The 17,128-nt window shown below is 63.1% G+C and carries 18 protein-coding genes; 10 read left to right on the forward strand and 8 right to left on the reverse strand.

Going from position 1 to position 17,128, the window contains the following annotated elements:
- Nucleotides 1–48 precede the first annotated feature (48 nt).
- Both recO and QFZ40_RS08870 read left to right on the forward strand, forming a co-directional pair.
- Nucleotides 49–801, forward strand: a complete 753-nt coding sequence (gene recO / locus QFZ40_RS08865; protein ID WP_306903929.1) for a DNA repair protein RecO — start codon at nt 49–51, stop codon at nt 799–801.
- 2 nt (nt 802–803) lie between these two features.
- Entirely contained in the window at nt 804–1,640 is an 837-nt protein-coding gene (locus QFZ40_RS08870; RefSeq protein WP_306903930.1) for an isoprenyl transferase, read from the forward strand.
- Here the strand turns inward: QFZ40_RS08870 and QFZ40_RS08875 are convergent.
- Nucleotides 1,586–2,650 carry an alpha/beta hydrolase gene (locus tag QFZ40_RS08875; RefSeq protein ID WP_306903931.1) on the reverse strand — a complete coding sequence of 355 codons (1,065 nt, stop codon included), beginning with the start codon at nt 2,648–2,650 and terminating at the stop codon, nt 1,586–1,588. The genes QFZ40_RS08870 and QFZ40_RS08875 overlap by 55 nt on opposite strands.
- A 103-nt stretch (nt 2,651–2,753) precedes the next feature.
- Between QFZ40_RS08875 and QFZ40_RS08880 the strand changes: the two genes are divergently transcribed.
- On the forward strand, nt 2,754–3,824 hold the full coding sequence (locus QFZ40_RS08880) for a quinone-dependent dihydroorotate dehydrogenase (protein ID WP_306903932.1): 1,071 nt from the start codon (nt 2,754–2,756) through the stop codon (nt 3,822–3,824).
- Nucleotides 3,825–3,916: 92 nt separating this feature from the next.
- Here the strand turns inward: QFZ40_RS08880 and QFZ40_RS08885 are convergent, their stop codons facing one another.
- Entirely contained in the window at nt 3,917–4,519 is a 603-nt protein-coding gene (locus tag QFZ40_RS08885; RefSeq protein WP_306903933.1) for a DUF3043 domain-containing protein, read from the reverse strand.
- Nucleotides 4,520–4,682: 163 nt separating this feature from the next.
- Here QFZ40_RS08885 and QFZ40_RS08890 point away from each other — a divergent pair, with 163 nt between their 5' ends.
- The 5 genes from QFZ40_RS08890 to QFZ40_RS08910 all read left to right on the forward strand — a co-directional run bounded on the left by QFZ40_RS08890 (nt 4,683) and on the right by QFZ40_RS08910 (nt 9,902).
- Nucleotides 4,683–6,128 carry a dipeptidase gene (locus QFZ40_RS08890; protein ID WP_306903934.1) on the forward strand — a complete coding sequence of 482 codons (1,446 nt, stop codon included), beginning with the start codon at nt 4,683–4,685 and terminating at the stop codon, nt 6,126–6,128.
- A 189-nt stretch (nt 6,129–6,317) separates the two neighbouring features.
- The gene (locus tag QFZ40_RS08895) at nt 6,318–6,707 is read left to right on the forward strand and encodes a HesB/IscA family protein (protein WP_306903936.1); all 390 of its coding nucleotides are present in this window, start codon (nt 6,318–6,320) and stop codon (nt 6,705–6,707) included.
- A gap of 186 nt (nt 6,708–6,893) precedes the next feature.
- Nucleotides 6,894–7,766 (forward strand): aa3-type cytochrome oxidase subunit II, encoded by an 873-nt coding sequence (gene ctaC, locus QFZ40_RS08900; RefSeq protein ID WP_306903937.1) that lies wholly within the window; start codon nt 6,894–6,896, stop codon nt 7,764–7,766.
- Nucleotides 7,767–7,776: 10 nt separating this feature from the next.
- Nucleotides 7,777–9,504, forward strand: coding sequence for an aa3-type cytochrome oxidase subunit I (ctaD, locus tag QFZ40_RS08905; protein WP_306903938.1), 1,728 nt, complete (start codon nt 7,777–7,779; stop codon nt 9,502–9,504).
- A complete protein-coding gene (locus QFZ40_RS08910) occupies nt 9,501–9,902 on the forward strand; it encodes a cytochrome c oxidase subunit 4 (RefSeq protein WP_306903939.1) in 402 nt (133 codons plus the stop codon). Before ctaD ends, QFZ40_RS08910 begins: the two co-directional genes overlap by 4 nt.
- Nucleotides 9,903–10,043: 141 nt before the next feature.
- Here the strand turns inward: QFZ40_RS08910 and QFZ40_RS08915 are convergent, their stop codons facing one another.
- On the reverse strand, nt 10,044–10,337 hold the full coding sequence (locus QFZ40_RS08915; RefSeq protein WP_306903940.1) for an HPr family phosphocarrier protein: 294 nt from the start codon (nt 10,335–10,337) through the stop codon (nt 10,044–10,046).
- Nucleotides 10,338–10,434: 97 nt separating this feature from the next.
- Nucleotides 10,435–10,947 carry a VOC family protein gene (locus tag QFZ40_RS08920; protein WP_306903941.1) on the reverse strand — a complete coding sequence of 171 codons (513 nt, stop codon included), beginning with the start codon at nt 10,945–10,947 and terminating at the stop codon, nt 10,435–10,437.
- A 95-nt stretch (nt 10,948–11,042) separates the two neighbouring features.
- Between QFZ40_RS08920 and QFZ40_RS08925 the strand changes: the two genes are divergently transcribed.
- Entirely contained in the window at nt 11,043–11,819 is a 777-nt protein-coding gene (locus QFZ40_RS08925; protein ID WP_306906880.1) for an AraC family transcriptional regulator, read from the forward strand.
- A 99-nt stretch (nt 11,820–11,918) separates the two neighbouring features.
- Entirely contained in the window at nt 11,919–12,710 is a 792-nt protein-coding gene (locus tag QFZ40_RS08930) for a GntR family transcriptional regulator (RefSeq protein WP_306903943.1), read from the forward strand.
- 78 nt (nt 12,711–12,788) lie between these two features.
- Here the strand turns inward: QFZ40_RS08930 and qcrB are convergent, their stop codons facing one another.
- The 4 genes from qcrB to ctaE all read right to left on the reverse strand — a co-directional run bounded on the left by qcrB (nt 12,789) and on the right by ctaE (nt 17,126).
- Complete coding sequence (gene qcrB / locus QFZ40_RS08935; RefSeq protein ID WP_214959441.1) at nt 12,789–14,465, reverse strand: cytochrome bc1 complex cytochrome b subunit; 1,677 nt, start codon at nt 14,463–14,465, stop codon at nt 12,789–12,791.
- Nucleotides 14,443–15,513: a cytochrome bc1 complex Rieske iron-sulfur subunit gene (gene qcrA, locus QFZ40_RS08940; RefSeq protein WP_306903944.1), complete on the reverse strand. Its 1,071-nt coding sequence runs from the start codon at nt 15,511–15,513 to the stop codon at nt 14,443–14,445. The genes qcrB and qcrA overlap by 23 nt, the downstream gene beginning before the upstream one ends.
- 101 nt (nt 15,514–15,614) lie before the next feature.
- Nucleotides 15,615–16,400: a cytochrome bc1 complex diheme cytochrome c subunit gene (gene qcrC / locus QFZ40_RS08945; RefSeq protein ID WP_306903945.1), complete on the reverse strand. Its 786-nt coding sequence runs from the start codon at nt 16,398–16,400 to the stop codon at nt 15,615–15,617.
- Between the two features lie 87 nt (nt 16,401–16,487).
- Complete coding sequence (ctaE, locus tag QFZ40_RS08950; RefSeq protein ID WP_444861236.1) at nt 16,488–17,126, reverse strand: aa3-type cytochrome oxidase subunit III; 639 nt, start codon at nt 17,124–17,126, stop codon at nt 16,488–16,490.
- Nucleotides 17,127–17,128: the final 2 nt, after the last annotated feature.

Here is a 17,128-nt window from a genome sequence, read left to right on the forward strand (position 1 = left end):
CGTCCGGACGGATGATCACCTTTCCCGAAGGCAGTGCGAAGATTAACCGTGGTCCAACCATCATTTTCCGCCCGCGCATACCGGGATGACGCCGTCGTGCTCCGCACCCACAAACTGGGCGAGGCAGACCGCATCATCACGCTGTTGACCAAGCACCACGGGCAGGTCCGGGCTGTCGCCAAGGGCGTCCGGCGGACCACCAGCCGGTTTGGCGCGCGGCTGGAGCCGTTTATGGTCGCTGACCTTCAGCTGGTGTCCGGAAGGACCCTGGACATCGTCACGCAGGCTGTCGCCAAGGGCGCCTACGGCGGCAACATTGCCGCCGACTACGGCCGGTACACCGTGGCGGCGGCGATGACGGAGACCGCCGAAAAACTCACCGACGTTGACGGCGAAGCCGGTACCGCCCAATACAACCTCCTAGTGGGTGCACTGGCATCCCTGAGCCGGGACGAACACACGCCTGGCCTGATCCTCGATTCTTATCTCCTGCGTGCCCTGGCCACCGGCGGCTGGGCGCCAAGCTTCACTGACTGTGCGCGGTGCAGCAGGCCCGGCCCGCATACAGCTTTCTCGGCGCCGCTCGGAGGTATCGTCTGCGGTGACTGCCGTCCGCCGGGTTCGCCCGCCCCTGCTGCCGGGACTGTGATTCTGCTCGGTGCGCTGCTGACGGGGGACTGGCCGACGGCGGACGCATCCTTGGCGGTGCATCAGCGGGAAGCTGCCGGGCTGGTCGCGGCTTACTTGCAATGGCACCTGGAGCGTGTCCTGAAATCACTCAAACATGTGGAGCGTAACTGACAGTGGCCCTGGGAAAAAAGAACAGCACGTCGAGGCGGACCACTCCTGTGGTGGCCCCTTATCCGCATCCGTCCGGCGCGGTGGCACCTGTCATCCCCGCCGAATTCATTCCCCGGCACGTCGCCATCGTGATGGACGGCAACGGACGCTGGGCCAACCAGCGCGGGCTGCCAAGGATTGAGGGTCACAAGGCCGGCGAGCCCGCGCTGCTGGATGTCATGGCAGGGGCCATTGAGCTCGGGATCGAGTACGTCAGCGTTTACGCCTTTTCCACAGAGAACTGGCGGCGGTCACCTGAAGAGGTCCGCTTCCTGATGGGATTTAACAAGGACGTGCTGCGCCGGCAGCGGAACCAGCTTGATGAATGGGGCGTGCGCGTACGGTGGTCCGGCCGGCGGCCCAGGCTGTGGGGCTCCGTGATCCGGGAGCTGGAGGATGCTGAGGAGTTCACGGCCGGCAACAGCACCTGCACGTTGACCATGTGTGTTAATTACGGAGGCCGCGCGGAAATCACCGACGCCGTCTCTGCCATCGCCGCGGAGGTTGCTGCGGGCAGGCTCAGGCCCGGGGCCATCACCGAAAAGACCATCCAGAAGTACCTGGACGAGCCGGACCTGCCGGATGTGGACCTCTTCCTGCGCAGCTCGGGGGAACAGCGGCTGTCCAACTTCCTGCTCTGGCAGTCTGCCTACGCCGAGTTTGTCTTCATGGACACGCTCTGGCCCGATGTGGACCGCCGGACGCTGTGGAATGCAGTGGAAATCTATGCCCGGCGGGACCGGCGCTACGGCGGTGCGGTGGATGCCGCGCCGTCGTCCCAGGCCCCCGGGTCTGCGTAGCCGCGCAGCCACCGGGTCAGCCTGGCATAGGCGTCGGCGCGCACTTTCGACGGTGAGAGGAAGACGTCGTGCAACGCGCCGTCGATCCTTTCCACTGTCACCGTACGGCCCAGGGTCAGGGCCCGGAGCGCGATGGTGTTGACGTCAAGGACAGCGTCTGTCCGGCGCATTTCTTCTGACCAGAACGGGCCGTTCGCGCTGCCCCGCGACAGCAGGACCAGGATGGGGATCTCGATGCCCAGCCCGCGTGCCACTTTCGCCTGGCCGGACAGCACCGCGCTCAGCCATCCTGCACGCAGCGGGAAAGCCATGGGCGGCCTGAAGCGGTCGTCAAGGGCCCACTCGCCTTCTGCCGAGCTGCTGATAGTCCGCCAGTAGAAACCCCGCTCGGGAAGGCGGATAACTGCCTCAGGGCGGAAGCGTGCCACGGGACCCACCATCTTGGATGCTGCCCGCCGCACCAGCGCACTGCCATGCATTTCCAGCCAGGGACTGTTCAGTACCAGCTGCGAGGCGACGCCGGCATGCCTGCCCGCCCACAGGGCCGCCACGAGACCGCCGGTCGAATGGCCCATCAGAATGAGCAGAGGTGCTTGGCCCGGCGGTGACGCGCTGTCCGCAGCATCCAGGTCCGCGCTCTTCGGGAGGCGGCGGTCCGCTCCGAGGATGCCGATTGCCTTGCTGATCTCGGCGTCGTAGTCAGCCAGGTCCGCCACGTAGCCACCAGGAGAGTCCGTGCGCAGGCTCCGGCCGTGGTTGTGCATGTCCAGTGCGTAGAACTCGTAGCCGTTGCGCGTCCAGAACTTCGCCAGGTCCACGTTGAAGAAGTAATCGCTCCAGCCGTGGAGGAACAGGACAGTCCGACGACGTCGTCCGGCACTTGGCAGGGGATCCTCCGCGGGCATCCGGAAGCGAACCAGCGTGGCAGTGCGCTGCACTCCGTCCGCACCCGACGCCTGGAACGTGCACGCCTCGAACCCCTCGCCGAGGATGTCCGGCTCCCACTTCATGGGTTCATGCTAGTCCGGCCGATCTGTACCTGCGTATGATCCCGCAGGCTGGCTTGTTGCGCCCTGGTTTGGTCTGTACCGCTCAAGACGGAAAACTAGGGGCATGCGCGTATATCCCACATTCTTCAGGCTGGCCTTTTCATGGATGGACGCCGAGCGCGCCCACAAGATCGGATTCTCGGGAATCAGGCTTGCCCATGCCACCCGAGCCACCCGGATCCTGCAGAAATTCACAGCGCCTGCCCCGTCCCTGCAGACCACCGCCTTCGGCGTGACGTTCCCGTCCCCTTTCGGCCTGGCGGCGGGCTTTGATAAGGAAGGCCACGGAATCGAGGCCCTCACTGAACTTGGCTTCGGGCACGTCGAAGTGGGAACCATCACCGGTCAGCGCCAGCCGGGGAACGAGAAGCCGCGCCTCTTCAGGCTGGTCCAGGACCGCGCAGTGATCAACCGGATGGGCTTCAACAACGACGGTGCGGCAGCGGTCGAGCCCAGGCTCAAGGCCGCCCGTGCCGCCCTCCAGCGGCGGCACCCCGGTGTGCGTCCGGTCATCGGCGTGAATATCGGCAAGAGCAAGGTGGTTGAACTCGAAGACGCCGTGGCTGATTACCTCATCAGTGCCCGGAGCCTTGCGCCTGCCGCCGACTACCTGGTGGTCAACGTGAGCTCGCCCAATACCCCCGGACTGCGCCTGCTCCAGGATGTTCAGACCCTCCGCCCGCTGCTGACCGCGGTGGGGGCGGAGGCAGACAGGTCCGCCGGGAGGCATGTTCCCCTGCTCGTCAAAATCGCCCCTGATCTCAGTGACGAGGACATCGACGACGTCGCACGGCTGGCGCTGGACCTTCACCTGGACGGCATCATCGCCACCAATACCACCATTGGACGGACCGGGCTCAGCTCCCCGGCGGAAGCGATCGAAAAGTGCGGCCCCGGCGGCTTGTCAGGTGCCCCGCTGAAGCAGCGCTCCCTCGAGGTCCTCCGCCGGCTAAAGGCTGCCACAGGGGATGCCCTCGCCCTGGTGTCCGTTGGCGGCGTGGAGAACGCCCGGGATGTGCAGGAACGGCTGGATGCGGGAGCCACGCTGGTCCAGGGCTACACGGCGTTCCTGTACGAAGGCCCGTTCTGGGCAGCCGGGATCAACCGGCAGTTGGCGAAGGACCGGCAGCGCTGACAGCCGGCAGAAGACAAAACCCCGGCGGTTCTACCGCCGGGGTTTTGTTGTCAGAAATCATGAACCGCAGTGGAGGTTCAGCAACGGAACAGTCAGGCGGGGTAGTCTCCGCGCTTGACGAGAGGCTTGGGCAGCCTCAGCTTGCGGAACTGCAGGGACCGCATGGAGCCGTACCAGACGGTGCCGCGCTCAACTTCGCCGAACTTCTCCGTCAGCCTCTTGCGGAGTTGGCGGGACAGGATGAACACATCCACGAATACGGCGAGGAACATCACCCAGAAGCCGCCCAGGACGTAGATCATCTGTTCGCTGGAAGCAGGCACCAGGAGCGAGATGATGACAAAGACGAGTGCTCCGAACATTAGGTACTCGCCAAGGCTGAAGCGGGCGTCCACGTAGTCGCGGGCGAACCGTTTCTGGGGTCCCTTGTCCCGGAGCGGCAGGAACTTTTCGTCGCCGGTATCCAGGGCCTGGCGCATTTTCAGCCGCTGGTCCTGGATGGCCTGACGTTCCGCCACTTTGGAAGCCTTGCGGTCCTCCGGCACCAGCGGGCGCTTGCGGGCGGCCTCCTGCGCTTTGCGCTTGGGTGTGGGCGCGCCCTTACCTGCTGCCGCATCCTGCCGGGCGGCGGCTTCAGCGGCCAGCTGGTCTATTGATTCCTGCGCCGATGGCGCTTCCTTTTTACGTCCGAACACCTGAACAGAATACCTTGCGGCGCGGCCCGCCCCTGCCTGGCTGCTGACCGCGACGCCGGTGCCTGCGGCCCGGCAGGGCGCTCAGGAATTTCGACGCCGCGAACGCGGCCGCGTCCGGCACCCGCGGATGCCACAGCAATGATGCGCAGGTATTGTTTTCGCCATGACGTCAACGCCAGCGGCAACCCCTCACAACTCCGGCAACCAACAGGCCAGCGGCTCCGCGGGCGCCGTCGACGCGCAGGGGCTTCGGAGCGCAATCGACAGGTCTTTCGGCGCCACGCTTGTTCAGCTCGGGGAACTCGTCGCCGTTCCAGGCATAGCCTGGCCGAGTTTCGATCCCGCTCCGCTGGAGCGCAGCGCCCAGGCCGTGGCCGACCTCCTTCGCAATGCCGGTGTGGACGATGTGCAGATTCTGCGGTCTGACAAGGCGGACGGCACCCCGGGCGGCCCAGCCGTCGTCGCGCGCCGGAAGGCAGCCGACGGGAAGCCGACCATACTGCTGTACGCCCACCATGACGTCCAGCCGCCTGGCGATCCTGCGCTCTGGAAGACGGAGCCGTTCGCCGCCGTGGAAAAAGACGGAAGGCTCTATGGGCGCGGCGCGGCGGACGACAAGGCCGGAATCATGGCCCATGTTGCCGCCTACTCCGCGGTGGCGGAAGTCCTCGGCCAGGAACTCGGCCTTGGCGTGACCTTCTTCTTTGAAGGGGAGGAGGAAGCGGGGTCGCCGACATTCCGCTCCTTCCTGGAAGCACACCGCGAGCTGCTCCGCGCCGACGTAATCGTTGTGGCAGACTCCAGTAACTGGAAAGTAGGTGTTCCGGCGCTGACCACGAGCCTCCGCGGCCTGGTGGACGGGACCTTCGAGGTACGGGTGCTGGACCATGCCGTCCATTCGGGCATGTACGGCGGCCCCGTGCTGGACGCGCCTACTCTGCTGTCACGGCTGATTGCCACCCTGCATGATGCCGAGGGAAACGTGGCCATCCCAGGCCTGCTGTCCAGCGACGACGTCAGTGTGGATCTGACCGAAGCGGAGTACCGTGCGGATGCCTCTGTGCTCGACGGCGTCCGGCTCGCCGGATCAGGGACTATCGCTTCCCGCCTCTGGACCAAGCCTGCCCTCTCAATCATCGGCATTGATGCTCCGTCCGTGGACGTTGCATCAAATACGCTGCTGCCACGGGCCCGGGCCAAGTTCAGCCTGCGCCTGGCCCCCGGGCAAGTGCCTTCGGAGGCAATGGAAGCCGTGCGCCAGCATGTTGAAGCCAATGCGCCGTTCGGCGCGACGGTGGTGTTCACGCCCGGAGAAAGTGGTAGCTCCTTCCTCACCGACACGTCCTCGAAAGCTGCTTCGCTCGCGCTATGGGCGCTGGGGGAGGCGTGGGGCGTGCCGGCAGTTGAGATGGGAATTGGCGGCTCGATTCCGTTCATCGCCGACCTCACCGAGATCTATCCCGACGTGCAGATCCTTGTGACGGGAGTCGAGGATCCCGATTCCCGCGCGCATAGTGCTAACGAGTCCCTCCACATCGAGGACTTCCGCAACGCCGTCGTGGCCGAAGCCCTGCTGCTCGCCAGGTTGAACGCTGAGGGCCTGGGCTGAACTGTGTCGCTGGCAGGCCGATGTACGGCACACACCGGCAGGGAACAAGTACAGGGTCCGCATGGTTACGTTTGGAGTTAGAGCTATGCGTCTGACCGACGTAGCATGTAGCTATAGCCCGCACCGTTTCCGTAGGGGTAGGCACCGCTCGCGCGGGGCCGCCAGGACCATCCTAAGAAGGTAGGCCAAATGAGCACCGCAACCAATGAGAACAGCACTCAAACCACCAGCGCCGGCAGCGACGAACTGGCTGCCCACGAGGTCAAGCTGACCGACGTTGCCGCCGGCAAGGTGCGCAGCCTTCTCGAGCAGGAAGGCCGGACTGACCTCCGCCTCCGCGTCGCCGTGCAGCCGGGCGGCTGCTCGGGCCTGATCTACCAGCTCTACTTCGACGAGCGGCTCCTTGACGGGGATGCTGTCAGGGATTATGACGGCGTCGAAGTTGTCGTGGACAAAATGAGCGTGCCCTATCTCAGCGGCGCGAGCATCGACTTCGAGGACACCATCTCGAAGCAGGGCTTCACTATCGACAACCCGAACGCTGGCGGCTCCTGCGCCTGTGGAGATTCCTTCCACTGATCCGGACTTTTCGCCCGGTGTCGGCGCCGCGGTTCCTGTCATTCAAAACGGCACGGAACCGCGGCGCCGACATGTGGGCGAAATGTCCGGGGGACCGGTAAGCTCTACACCGAGTAGTAAAACTTTTAGTGTGCCCGGAAAGCCAACGGCTGCCCGGACAACAGCAACAAGTAGGAAGGGCCGTCTGTGAGTTCGCAGAACCGAACCGGCAGCCGACGCAAAACGATCACCTCGATCTCAGGCTTGGCAGTTGCCGGCGCGTTGGTTTTGACTGGATGTTCGCCAGAGGTAGAGAAGGGGTGGCTGCCCACCGAGCGGGGCACCACCAGTAACACTGACCGCATCATGGACCTCTGGGTCAACTCATGGATTGCCGCACTTGTTGTGGGCATCATTACCTGGGGTTTGATCGTCTGGTGCATTGTTGCCTACCGTCGCCGCAAGGGAACCGTTGGTTTTCCCAAGCAAACGAGCTTCAATCTCCCGCTTGAGGTCTTTTACCTGACCATCCCGCTGTTCATGGTGCTGGTGTTCTTCTACTTCACCGACCGCGACCAGCAGGCCATCGATGACCGCTCCAAGCCGGCCGACGTCGTCGTTGACGTCCGCGGCAAGCAGTGGGCATGGGACTTCAACTACAAGTCCGGCAACGTCATCTCCGAAGACGTCCACGAAGCAGGCGTCCAGGCGCACCTGACAGGCAATGCCGTGGACAAGGACAAGCTGCCCACGCTGTACCTGCCCGTCGGAAAGTCCGTTGACCTGGAGCTGAACTCACGCGACGTGATTCACTCCTTCTGGGTTCCGGCCTTCCTGCAGAAGCGCGACATGATTCCGGGCAAGACCAACTACATCAGGTTCACCCCCACCAAAGAGGGGACCTATGACGGCAAGTGCGCTGAACTCTGCGGCGAATACCACTCCGAAATGCTGTTCCGCGTCAAGGTGGTGTCGGAGTCTGAATTCCAGGCCCACATCAAGGACCTGCGCGACTCAGGCAATACGGGGCTCCTCGGCGAAGAGTATGACCGCAACCCGAACCTGAACGAAATAAAGTAAGGGGAGCGACGTGGCTACGTACACTCAATCCGCACCCACCGGCGTCCTCGAGGCTCCCGTGGTTCCCAGGTCCAAGGGACGCATCGTCGTCAACTGGATCACCTCCACCGACCACAAAGTCATCGGGTACATGTACCTGATCGCGTCATTTGTGTTCTTCTGCTTCGGCGGCGTGATGGCCCTTCTCATCCGGGCCGAACTGTTCGAGCCAGGCATGCAGATCCTGCAGACCAAGGAACAGTACAACCAGCTGTTCACGATGCACGGCACAGTGATGCTGCTGATGTTCGCCACGCCGCTGTTTGCCGGCTTCGCGAACGTCATCATGCCCCTGCAGATCGGCGCGCCCGACGTCGCGTTTCCGCGGCTGAACGCTTTGGCCTTCTGGTTCTTCCTGTTCGGTTCAACCATTGCAGTCTCTGGATTCATTACCCCGCAGGGCGCGGCGTCCTTCGGCTGGTTCGCCTATGCCCCGCTGAACAACACCACCTTCAGCCCCGGCATCGGCGGCGACCTCTGGACTTTCGGCCTGGCCCTGTCAGGCTTCGGCACGATTCTTGGCGCCGTCAACTTCATCACCACGATCATCTGCATGCGCGCTCCCGGCATGACGATGTGGCGCATGCCGATCTTCACCTGGAACACCCTGGTCACGGCAATCCTGGTCCTGATGGCCTTCCCGCCTTTTGCCGCGGCACTGTTCGCCCTCGGCGCTGACCGCCGGTTTGGTGCCCACATTTTCGATCCGGAAAACGGTGGAGCGGTCCTCTGGCAGCACCTGTTCTGGTTCTTCGGCCACCCTGAGGTGTACATCATCGCGCTGCCGTTCTTCGGCATCGTCTCTGAGATCTTCCCGGTCTTCAGCCGCAAGCCGATCTTCGGCTACAAGGGCCTGGTCTACGCGACCATCGCTATCGCCGCCCTGTCCGTCACGGTGTGGGCACACCACATGTACGTGACCGGCTCCGTGCTGCTGCCGTTCTTCGCCTTCATGACCATGCTCATCGCGGTGCCCACCGGTGTGAAGTTCTTCAACTGGATCGGCACCATGTGGCGGGGGTCCCTGACCTTCGAAACCCCCATGCTGTGGAGCCTCGGCTTCCTGGTCACGTTCCTCTTCGGCGGCCTGACCGGCATCATCCTGGCCTCGCCCCCGCTTGACTTCCACGTCTCCGATTCGTACTTCGTCGTGGCGCACTTCCACTACGTCGTCTTCGGCACCGTGGTGTTCGCGATGTTCGCCGGATTCTACTTCTGGTGGCCGAAGTGGACGGGCAAGATGCTCAATGAGCGGCTCGGAAAGATCCACTTCTGGATGCTGTTCCTTGGCTTCCACGGCACCTTCCTGATCCAGCACTGGCTGGGCGTGGAAGGCATGCCCCGGCGCTACGCGGACTACATGCCTGAGGACGGCTTCACCTGGATGAACCAGTTCTCCACGATCTCCTCGTTCGTGCTCGGCGCATCACTGATTCCGTTCTTCTGGAACGTCTACATCACGTGGCGCACTGCGGAACGCGTCACCGTGGATGATCCGTGGGGCTTCGGTGCCTCACTGGAATGGGCCACGTCCTGCCCGCCGCCGCGCCACAATTTCACCTCACTGCCACGCATCCGCTCCGAGCGGCCGGCCCTGGACCTGCACCACCCGGAGCTGTCCCAGGTCCACACAGTCGAGGAACCTGCTCCGGTAGCTGCAACCCTCGGTAACGCCGACCAGAAGGACACCACCAAGTGAAGATCGAATCATGGATATTTGGAGCCGGAGTCTTCTTCTTCGTACCGGTCTCCCTGGTTTACGGATTCCTGACCGGCTGGCATGAATGGGTCGGCACGCTGGGGATCCTCCTCGTCGGCGGTCTGGCTGGAATGATCGGCGGCTACCTGGGCTTCACGGGCAAACGCGTCGGTATGCGCCCCGAGGACCGGAACGACGCAGAGATCCATGAGGGCGCCGGCGAGCAGGGACATTTCAGTCCTTGGAGCTGGTGGCCGCTGGTCCTGGGACTCGCCTGCGCAGGTGGATTCCTGGGCATGGCCGTGGGTTTCTGGATTCTATTCATCAGTGCCGGACTCGCCGTCGTGGCCCTCGTTGGCTGGGTCTATGAGTACAGCCGCGGGGATCACGCCCACTAGGTTCCAAAAGCGCGGTTTCTTCAACCGCAGCAGTGAGACAAAACGACGTCGGGCCCCACCGTTTGGTGGGGCCCGACGTCGTTCTGTCATGGTGCCTGTGGGAAGCCGGCAGGGACCGGGGCGGAAGCGCTCTGGAGAGTCCTAACGGGCCGCCTGCGACTCCAAAAGCTGTGCCAGCATGATCAGGGCGTCCTGCACTGCCTGGTGGCCTGAGGGGCCGTCAGCGGCGGAGTCGGCGATGGACAGCTCCACCTCGCAGCCGTGGTGGAAATCGGCGGTCATCACTTCCAGAAGCGACCGGGCGTCGACGCCTTGGATTCCCGCTTTCCTGATCGTGACAGGCAGCCCGGTGTCCGTCACGGCCCTGACGAACAGCGCGGCGGGGCGCGCATGCAGGCCTATTGAGGCTGACACCATGGCCTTGCGAACTGGCAACGGGACTCCTTTTGTCACAACGGCCCCCTCCGTCAATCCTGATTTTCCTGTCCAAATATATCCGGCGTTCGCCTGGGACAGCTAAACAGGCACTGGCTCACCCTTGCGTTGATGCCCAGTCGGCAACGCGTTGAGCGCTCACCTCCTCCGGGATATCCTCGACACGCGTCATGATGGACCAGCGCACACCAAACGGGTCGCGGATACTGGCGTACCGATCGCCCGAGACAAAAGTGGACAGCGGCTCCCTGATGCTCGCTCCTGACTCCTCGGCGCGGGCAACGGTGGCATCGGCATCGGGGCAGTAGAAGCCAAGGGAGTAGCAGTCATCATCACGTCCGGGCGGGGGCACAAGGTGGTAGGCCGGATTGGGCTCACCCAGCTGCAGGCGCCCGTGACCGAAGTCAAGCTCGGCGTGCACGAGGACTCCTGCGATGTCGGTGACGGACACGGTGCGTGCTCCGAAGACGTACTCGTAGAAAGTGATGGCGTCCCTGGCACTGGGGATCGCAAGGAACGGTGTCAGGCTCGTGAAGCCGTGCGGTGTACCGTGGCTCGTGTGTTCGCCGTGGGCGCCATTGGTCAGTTCTGGGCTTGTAGAATCACTCATGAATCTGACCGTACGCGACCTCACGACCACAGGCTTGGAGAATCGCGACAGCCTTTGAGGGGAGCAACACCATCGCGGCTTCGTTCAAGGGCATCCTGTACCCGGCGCGGCTTCCTACGTTTCACCGTGTTCCCGCCCCGGACTGTGTCACAGACCTGGTGCAATGGTTCTGGATCCCTGAATGGGACATCGAGCCAGGGCACACGTCACGCCAGCAGGTGATCGCCTTTCCGACCTCCAACCTGGTGGTGCAGAACGACCTCGTCGAATTTGCGGGGCCAACCACCCGCTGCTCGCATCGCGATCTCACCGGGCGGGGCTGGGCCGTTGGAGCACTCCTGCGTCCGGCTGTGGTTCCGCGTTTCATCGCGGACCCGGGTACCCTGCGGGATGCCCGGATGGAATTGCCGTTCGCTGATCTGCATGCCGTCGTGTCTGAGGCCATGAGCGGGACAGATCCGGAGCAGCGTCGCCAGCTCGCGGTGGAGGCGTTCACTGCCTGGTTGGTAGCGCAGGGGACGGAGTTGTCCGAGGAAGGCCTGCTTGCAAACCGGATGATGGACGTCATCGGGGACAGCGCCGGCGCGACGCGGATCGAGGACGTCGCGGCCCGCCTGTTTGTTTCCCCAAGGACCCTCCAACGGGTGGCGAAGAAGTACATCGGGCTCAGTCCGTCCACACTAATGCGAAGGCGCCGGCTGCAGGAGGCCGTCGAACAGACCCGGACAAACCCGGGCACGGACCTCGCGGTGATCGCTGCCGGGCTAGGGTACGCCGATCATGCCCATCTAACGAACGACTTCCAAAGGATCCTCGGCTTCACGCCAGGCAAGTATCGCCGGTCGTTGGTCCAGGGAAGACGGCAGCCCTGACCCGGTGGGGACCCCTCCGTTCTGACGACTGGGTGGTCTAGACCTCCGTCTGTTTACCTTAAGATTGGAAGGTGAACATAGAAGCAGGGGCAACCGGCCATGGCTGCTAACGCTGCCGGAGTCACGGGCGAAATAGATCGCAGCAACGGGACCGCCATATACATCCAGCTGCGGGAAATCCTCCGCGCGTACATCGCGGATTCCTGTCCACCGGGATCGGCTTTGCCGTCTGAACGTGACCTGGCGGAGCGTTTCGGTCTGGCCAGGATGACAGTACGCCAAGCCATTGACGCGCTCGTAGGCGAAGAGGTCATTGAGCGCGTGGTCGGTCTGGGCACATTTGTCCGAAAGCCGAAACTCGATCTGCAGGTAAAGCTGACCTCCTACAGCGAGGAAATGCAGCGCCGCGGGATGGTCCCCGCAGCCAAGGTTCTCAGCTTCGAGCAAATCGCCGCCAGCGCCTTCCTGGCCCGTGAACTCCAGTTGGATGAGGGAACGCCGCTGGTGCGCTTCCGCCGGCTGCTGCTGGCAGACGGCGAACCGATGAGCGTGGATGAGAACTTCATCCCGGCGCACCGGGTTCCGGGGTTGCTGGAGGGCGAACCTCCAACCTCGCTGTATAACGTCCTCAGCGAGCAGTTCGGGCTTGTCATGGAATGGGGGGAGGACATGATCGAGGCGACCGCAGCATCCCCTTCGACAGCCCGGCTCCTGAACGTCGACGTCGGCTCACCTCTGCTCAAGATCCAGCGGCATGCGTTCGTTGCCCGGGCCATGGTGGACTACTCCGTCTCCTACTACCGCGCGGACCGCTATAAACTTTGGGTTCCGCTGCAGCGGCCCGGGGCGCGGACTGCACGCAGCCAGTCGGCCGGCTACCGGAATCATTAGCCTTCCAAAACTCCTGCCAACGGGAAAGGCCCGGTCCACATTTGGACCGGGCCTTTCCCATTGAGCGATATCTATGCCTTAGTGGCTCAAGCTCTTGCTTTCCTCGCGGGCTTCCACTGCCGGCTGGGCGTGGTGGCCGTGCGCGGCCTCCAGCTCCGCCGGGGTGGCCGGAGCAACCCGGTCCTCGAAGAACCAGCGCGACAGCCAGGCCCGCCGCTTCTCCTTGCGGGTGACGATTCCGTGGTCGTTGGGAACCGCCGGAAGCGGAACCGGCGACTCAAAGCCCACCAGTTTGTAGTGCTTGTACTCATCGAGCGGTGCGTGAACCTCGATGAACTCACCGTGGGGCAGGCGCACAATGCGTCCCGTTTCACGGCCGTGCAGGGCAATCTCGCGGTCCTTGCGCTGAAGCGCCAGCGCGACCCGCTTGGTGACGGTGAACGCGATGACAGGCCCGATGAAGAACAAGGTCCGCAGCCAGTAGGTCACGTCGTTCAACGACACGTGGAAATGCGTGGCGATCAGGTCGGAACCAGCCGCTGCCCACATCACGCAGTACCAGGTAAACCCGGCCACACCGATCGCCGTACGGGTGGGCGCGTTGCGCGGGCGGTCCAGGACGTGGTGCTCGCGGTCGTCCTTGGTGATCCAGCGCTCGATCCAGGGGTACATGAACAGCACCGTGAAGATGATGCCCGCCGGAACCAGAGCCGGAAGCAGGACGTTCAGGGTCAGGACGTGCCCGAAGATGATGTATTCGAAGTGGAAGTCACCGATGACGCCGGGCATCAGGCGCAGGGCACCGTCAACGAAGCCGATGTACCAGTCGGGCTGAGTGCCGGCGGAAACCGGCGACGGGTCATAGGGACCGTAGTTCCAGATCGGGTTGATGGTGAAGAAGCCCGCCATCAGGGCCAGCACGCCGAACACGATGAAGAAGAAGCCGCCGGCCTTGGCTGCGTAGACGGGACCCAGCGGGTATCCCACAACGTTCCCGTCGTTGCGGCCGGGGCCGGGGTACTGAGTGTGCTTGTGAACAACCACCATGAAGAGGTGCAGCACAATCATCAGGAGGATCAACGCGGGGACGAGCAGGATGTGGAGCATGTAGAGGCGGCCGATGATGGCGGTGCCAGGGAACTCGCCGCCAAAGAGGAAGAAGGAGATGTACGTTCCCACCACAGGAATGGCTTTGATGACGCCGTCGATGATGCGCAGGCCGTTACCGGACAGCAGATCATCGGGGAGGGAGTAGCCGGTGAAACCGGCGGCCATTGCCAGGATGAGCAGCACTCCGCCGACAACCCAGTTCATTTCACGCGGCTTGCGGAAGGCGCCCGTGAAGAAGACGCGGAGCATGTGCACACCGATGGATGCAACGAACAGCAGGGCTGCCCAGTGGTGCACCTGGCGCATGAACAAGCCGCCCCGGACGTCGAAGGAGATGTTGAGCGATGAGCTGTAGGCCACCGACATTTCAACATTCTTCAGCGGCAGATAGGAACCGTCGTAGTGGGTTTCCGCCATAGAAGGGTCAAAGAAGAACGTCAGGAAGGTGCCTGACAGCAGCAGAATGACGAACGAGTAGAGCGCCACTTCACCGAACATGAACGACCAGTGGTCGGGGAAGACTTTGCGGCCGAACTCACGCAGAATGCCGGAACCGCCGACGCGCTGATCAACAAAATCAGTGATGCGTCCGGTTTTGGTCTTGGCGACGAAGGCGGGGGCTTCAGCTGTTGATGCTGCGCTCATGCTCATCACGCTCCCAGTAACTAGGTCCAACAGGTTCTTTGAAGTCGCTGGTTGCGACCAGGTAGCCCTCGTCGTCCACTGCGATGGGCAGCTGGGGGAGGGGGCGGCTGGCCGGGCCGAAGATCACCTTGCACTCGTTCGTGAGGTCAAAGGTGGACTGGTGGCACGGGCACAGCAGGTGGTGCGTCTGCTGCTCATAGAGAGCAACCGGGCAACCGACGTGGGTGCAGATCTTGGAGTATGCAACGATTCCGTTGTAGCTCCAGTCCTCGCGGCCCTTGGAAGGGTTAAGGGACGCTGGATCGAGGCGCATGAGGAGCACAACGGCCTTGGCCTTTTCGTTGAGCTTGCCTTCATGCAGTTCGTTGAGGCCCTCCGGGATGACGTGGAAGGCGGAGCCGAGCGTGACGTCCGACGCCTTGATCGGCGTACCATCAGGGTCCCTGGTGAGGCGCTTGAGCTTGCCCTCCTGAGGTGCCCACATGGTGTGCGAGAGCGTTTTGTCGGGACGCGGGCCCAGGTCGCCGAATACTGCCAGAGCGGGAAGGGGGGCGAGTGCGACGGCGCCGAGCAGGGTGTTGCGGATTAACGGGCGACGCTTGATGCCCGTCTCCTCCACGATGTCGTCAACGATCCTGACGGCGGCCACGCGGTCCTCTTCGATGCGGACTGCGTGCCGCTCCTCCGAGACCTCGTGGTCGGGCATCAGGGCTTTGGCCCAGTGGACAATGCCGGTACCGATGCCAAGCATCGCAAACGCCGTGCCGATACCCAGCAATGCGTTCTGCAGGCGGATGGTGGCGATGCTGGAGTCGTCGCCCAGATCGATGGCGAAGTACGCCACCAGGAAGATCAGGGTGCCAACAACTGAGGCGCCAAAAAGTAGGGCGACCTGCCGTTCTGCACGCTTTGCGGCCTTCGGGTCCGTGTCAGCCAGGCGCAAACGGTGCGGGGGAATTCCAGGATCCTGGAACTTCTCCACCTCATTCTGACCAGCCGTAGCTACGGTGCCCGAGTGGTTCGGACTGCCGTCACTATGGTTGCCCATAATTCGCCTCATCCTTCTCTCGTCCCGGCTTCTGCCGAGTTAGTTTTCAATGTCAAACTGCTGAGTGATCAGCAGAAATTCTGATGGTGTTTGCCGAGCGCCTAGGACGTCCGGGAGGTCAGCCAGATGGTAAAGGCGATAATGACGCCCAGCCCGGCGATCCAGACAAACAGGCCCTCGGAGACCGGGCCCAAAGCACCGAGATCCGCACCACCGGGGGACCCGTTGGACTCAATCTGCTTCAGGAACGTGATGATGTCGCGCTTGCCTTCCGGGGAGACGTTGGCGTCACTGAAGACCGGCATGTTCTGCGGTCCCGAAACCATGGCCTCGTAGATGTGCTTACCGGAGACGCCGGCCAGGGCCGGTGCAAACTTGCCGCGGGTCAGGGCGCCGCCTGCCGCAGCGGCGTTGTGGCACATGGCGCAGTTAGTGCGGAACAGCTCGCCGCCCGCAGCGGCGTCGCCCTTTTCGTCCAACAGGCCTTCTTCGGGAATCGCAGGGCCGGCTCCCAGGGAAGCGACGTAGGCTGCAAGCTGATGCGTCTGTTCGTCGTTGAACTGGGCGGGCTTCTGGTACGCCTGCGGACCGTTCATCTGCATTGGCATGCGGCCGGTGCCTACCTGGAAGTCCACGGCAGCTGCGCCGACGCCAACCAGGGACGGAGCGTCCTTGGATCCGCTCGCACCCATTCCGTGGCATGTGGCGCAGTTGGCGGCGAAGAGCTTTCCGCCCTCCTCCACGTCGCTTGAGCTAAAGCTCGTCGATGCCTTGGCCTGGTTGACGGTGGTGGCGACGGCGTAGAGCCCACCTGTGACGAGGAGTCCCAGCAGGAGCAGCGCTATGGCTGCAAGGGGGTGACGCCGCTTTTGCGAGAGTGCCTTCACGTGGTGGTTCCTTTATTCGATGCTGCGCCGGCTCCAGGAGCCGCTTCTTGAAATTCTGCCTCTTGTAGAAAAAGAATCAAAGCTTGACTACTTGAGCACGTAGATGACCAGGAAGAGGCCGATCCACACTACGTCCACAAAGTGCCAGTAGTACGAGGTGACAATCGCAGACGTGGCCTCGAAGTGGCCGAACTTCTTCGCGACGAAGGAGCGGCCGATGATGAAGAGGAATGCAATGAGGCCGCCGATAACGTGCAGGCCATGGAACCCGGTGGTGATGTAGAAGGAGGAGCCGTACGCGTTGGCAGAGAGCGTAACGTGCTCGGAAACCAACATGGCGTATTCGGTGGTCTGGCCCGCTACGAAGAACCCGCCCATGAGGAACGTCAAAGTGAACCATTCGTTCATTCCCCAGCGGGAGAACTGGAACGGGCCACCCGTCTTGCGGGGTTGCAGCCGCTCGGCGGCGAAGACACCCATCTGGCAAGTGAAGGAACTGGCCACGAGGACGATGGTGTTGACGAGCGCAAAGGGGAAGTTGAGCTTTGCTGTCTCTTCCGCCCACAACTGTCCGCTCGTGGAGCGCAGTGTGAAGTACATGGCGAAGAGACCGGCGAAGAACATCAACTCGCTGGACAGCCACACTACGGTTCCAACGGAGACCATATTGGGGCGGTTCAGCGTGGGGTGCGCCGGGGTACTGGGGGCATGGGTCGCAGATGTCACAT

It is taken from the genome of Arthrobacter pascens, assembly GCF_030816475.1.
Lineage (GTDB): Bacteria > Actinomycetota > Actinomycetes > Actinomycetales > Micrococcaceae > Arthrobacter > Arthrobacter pascens_B.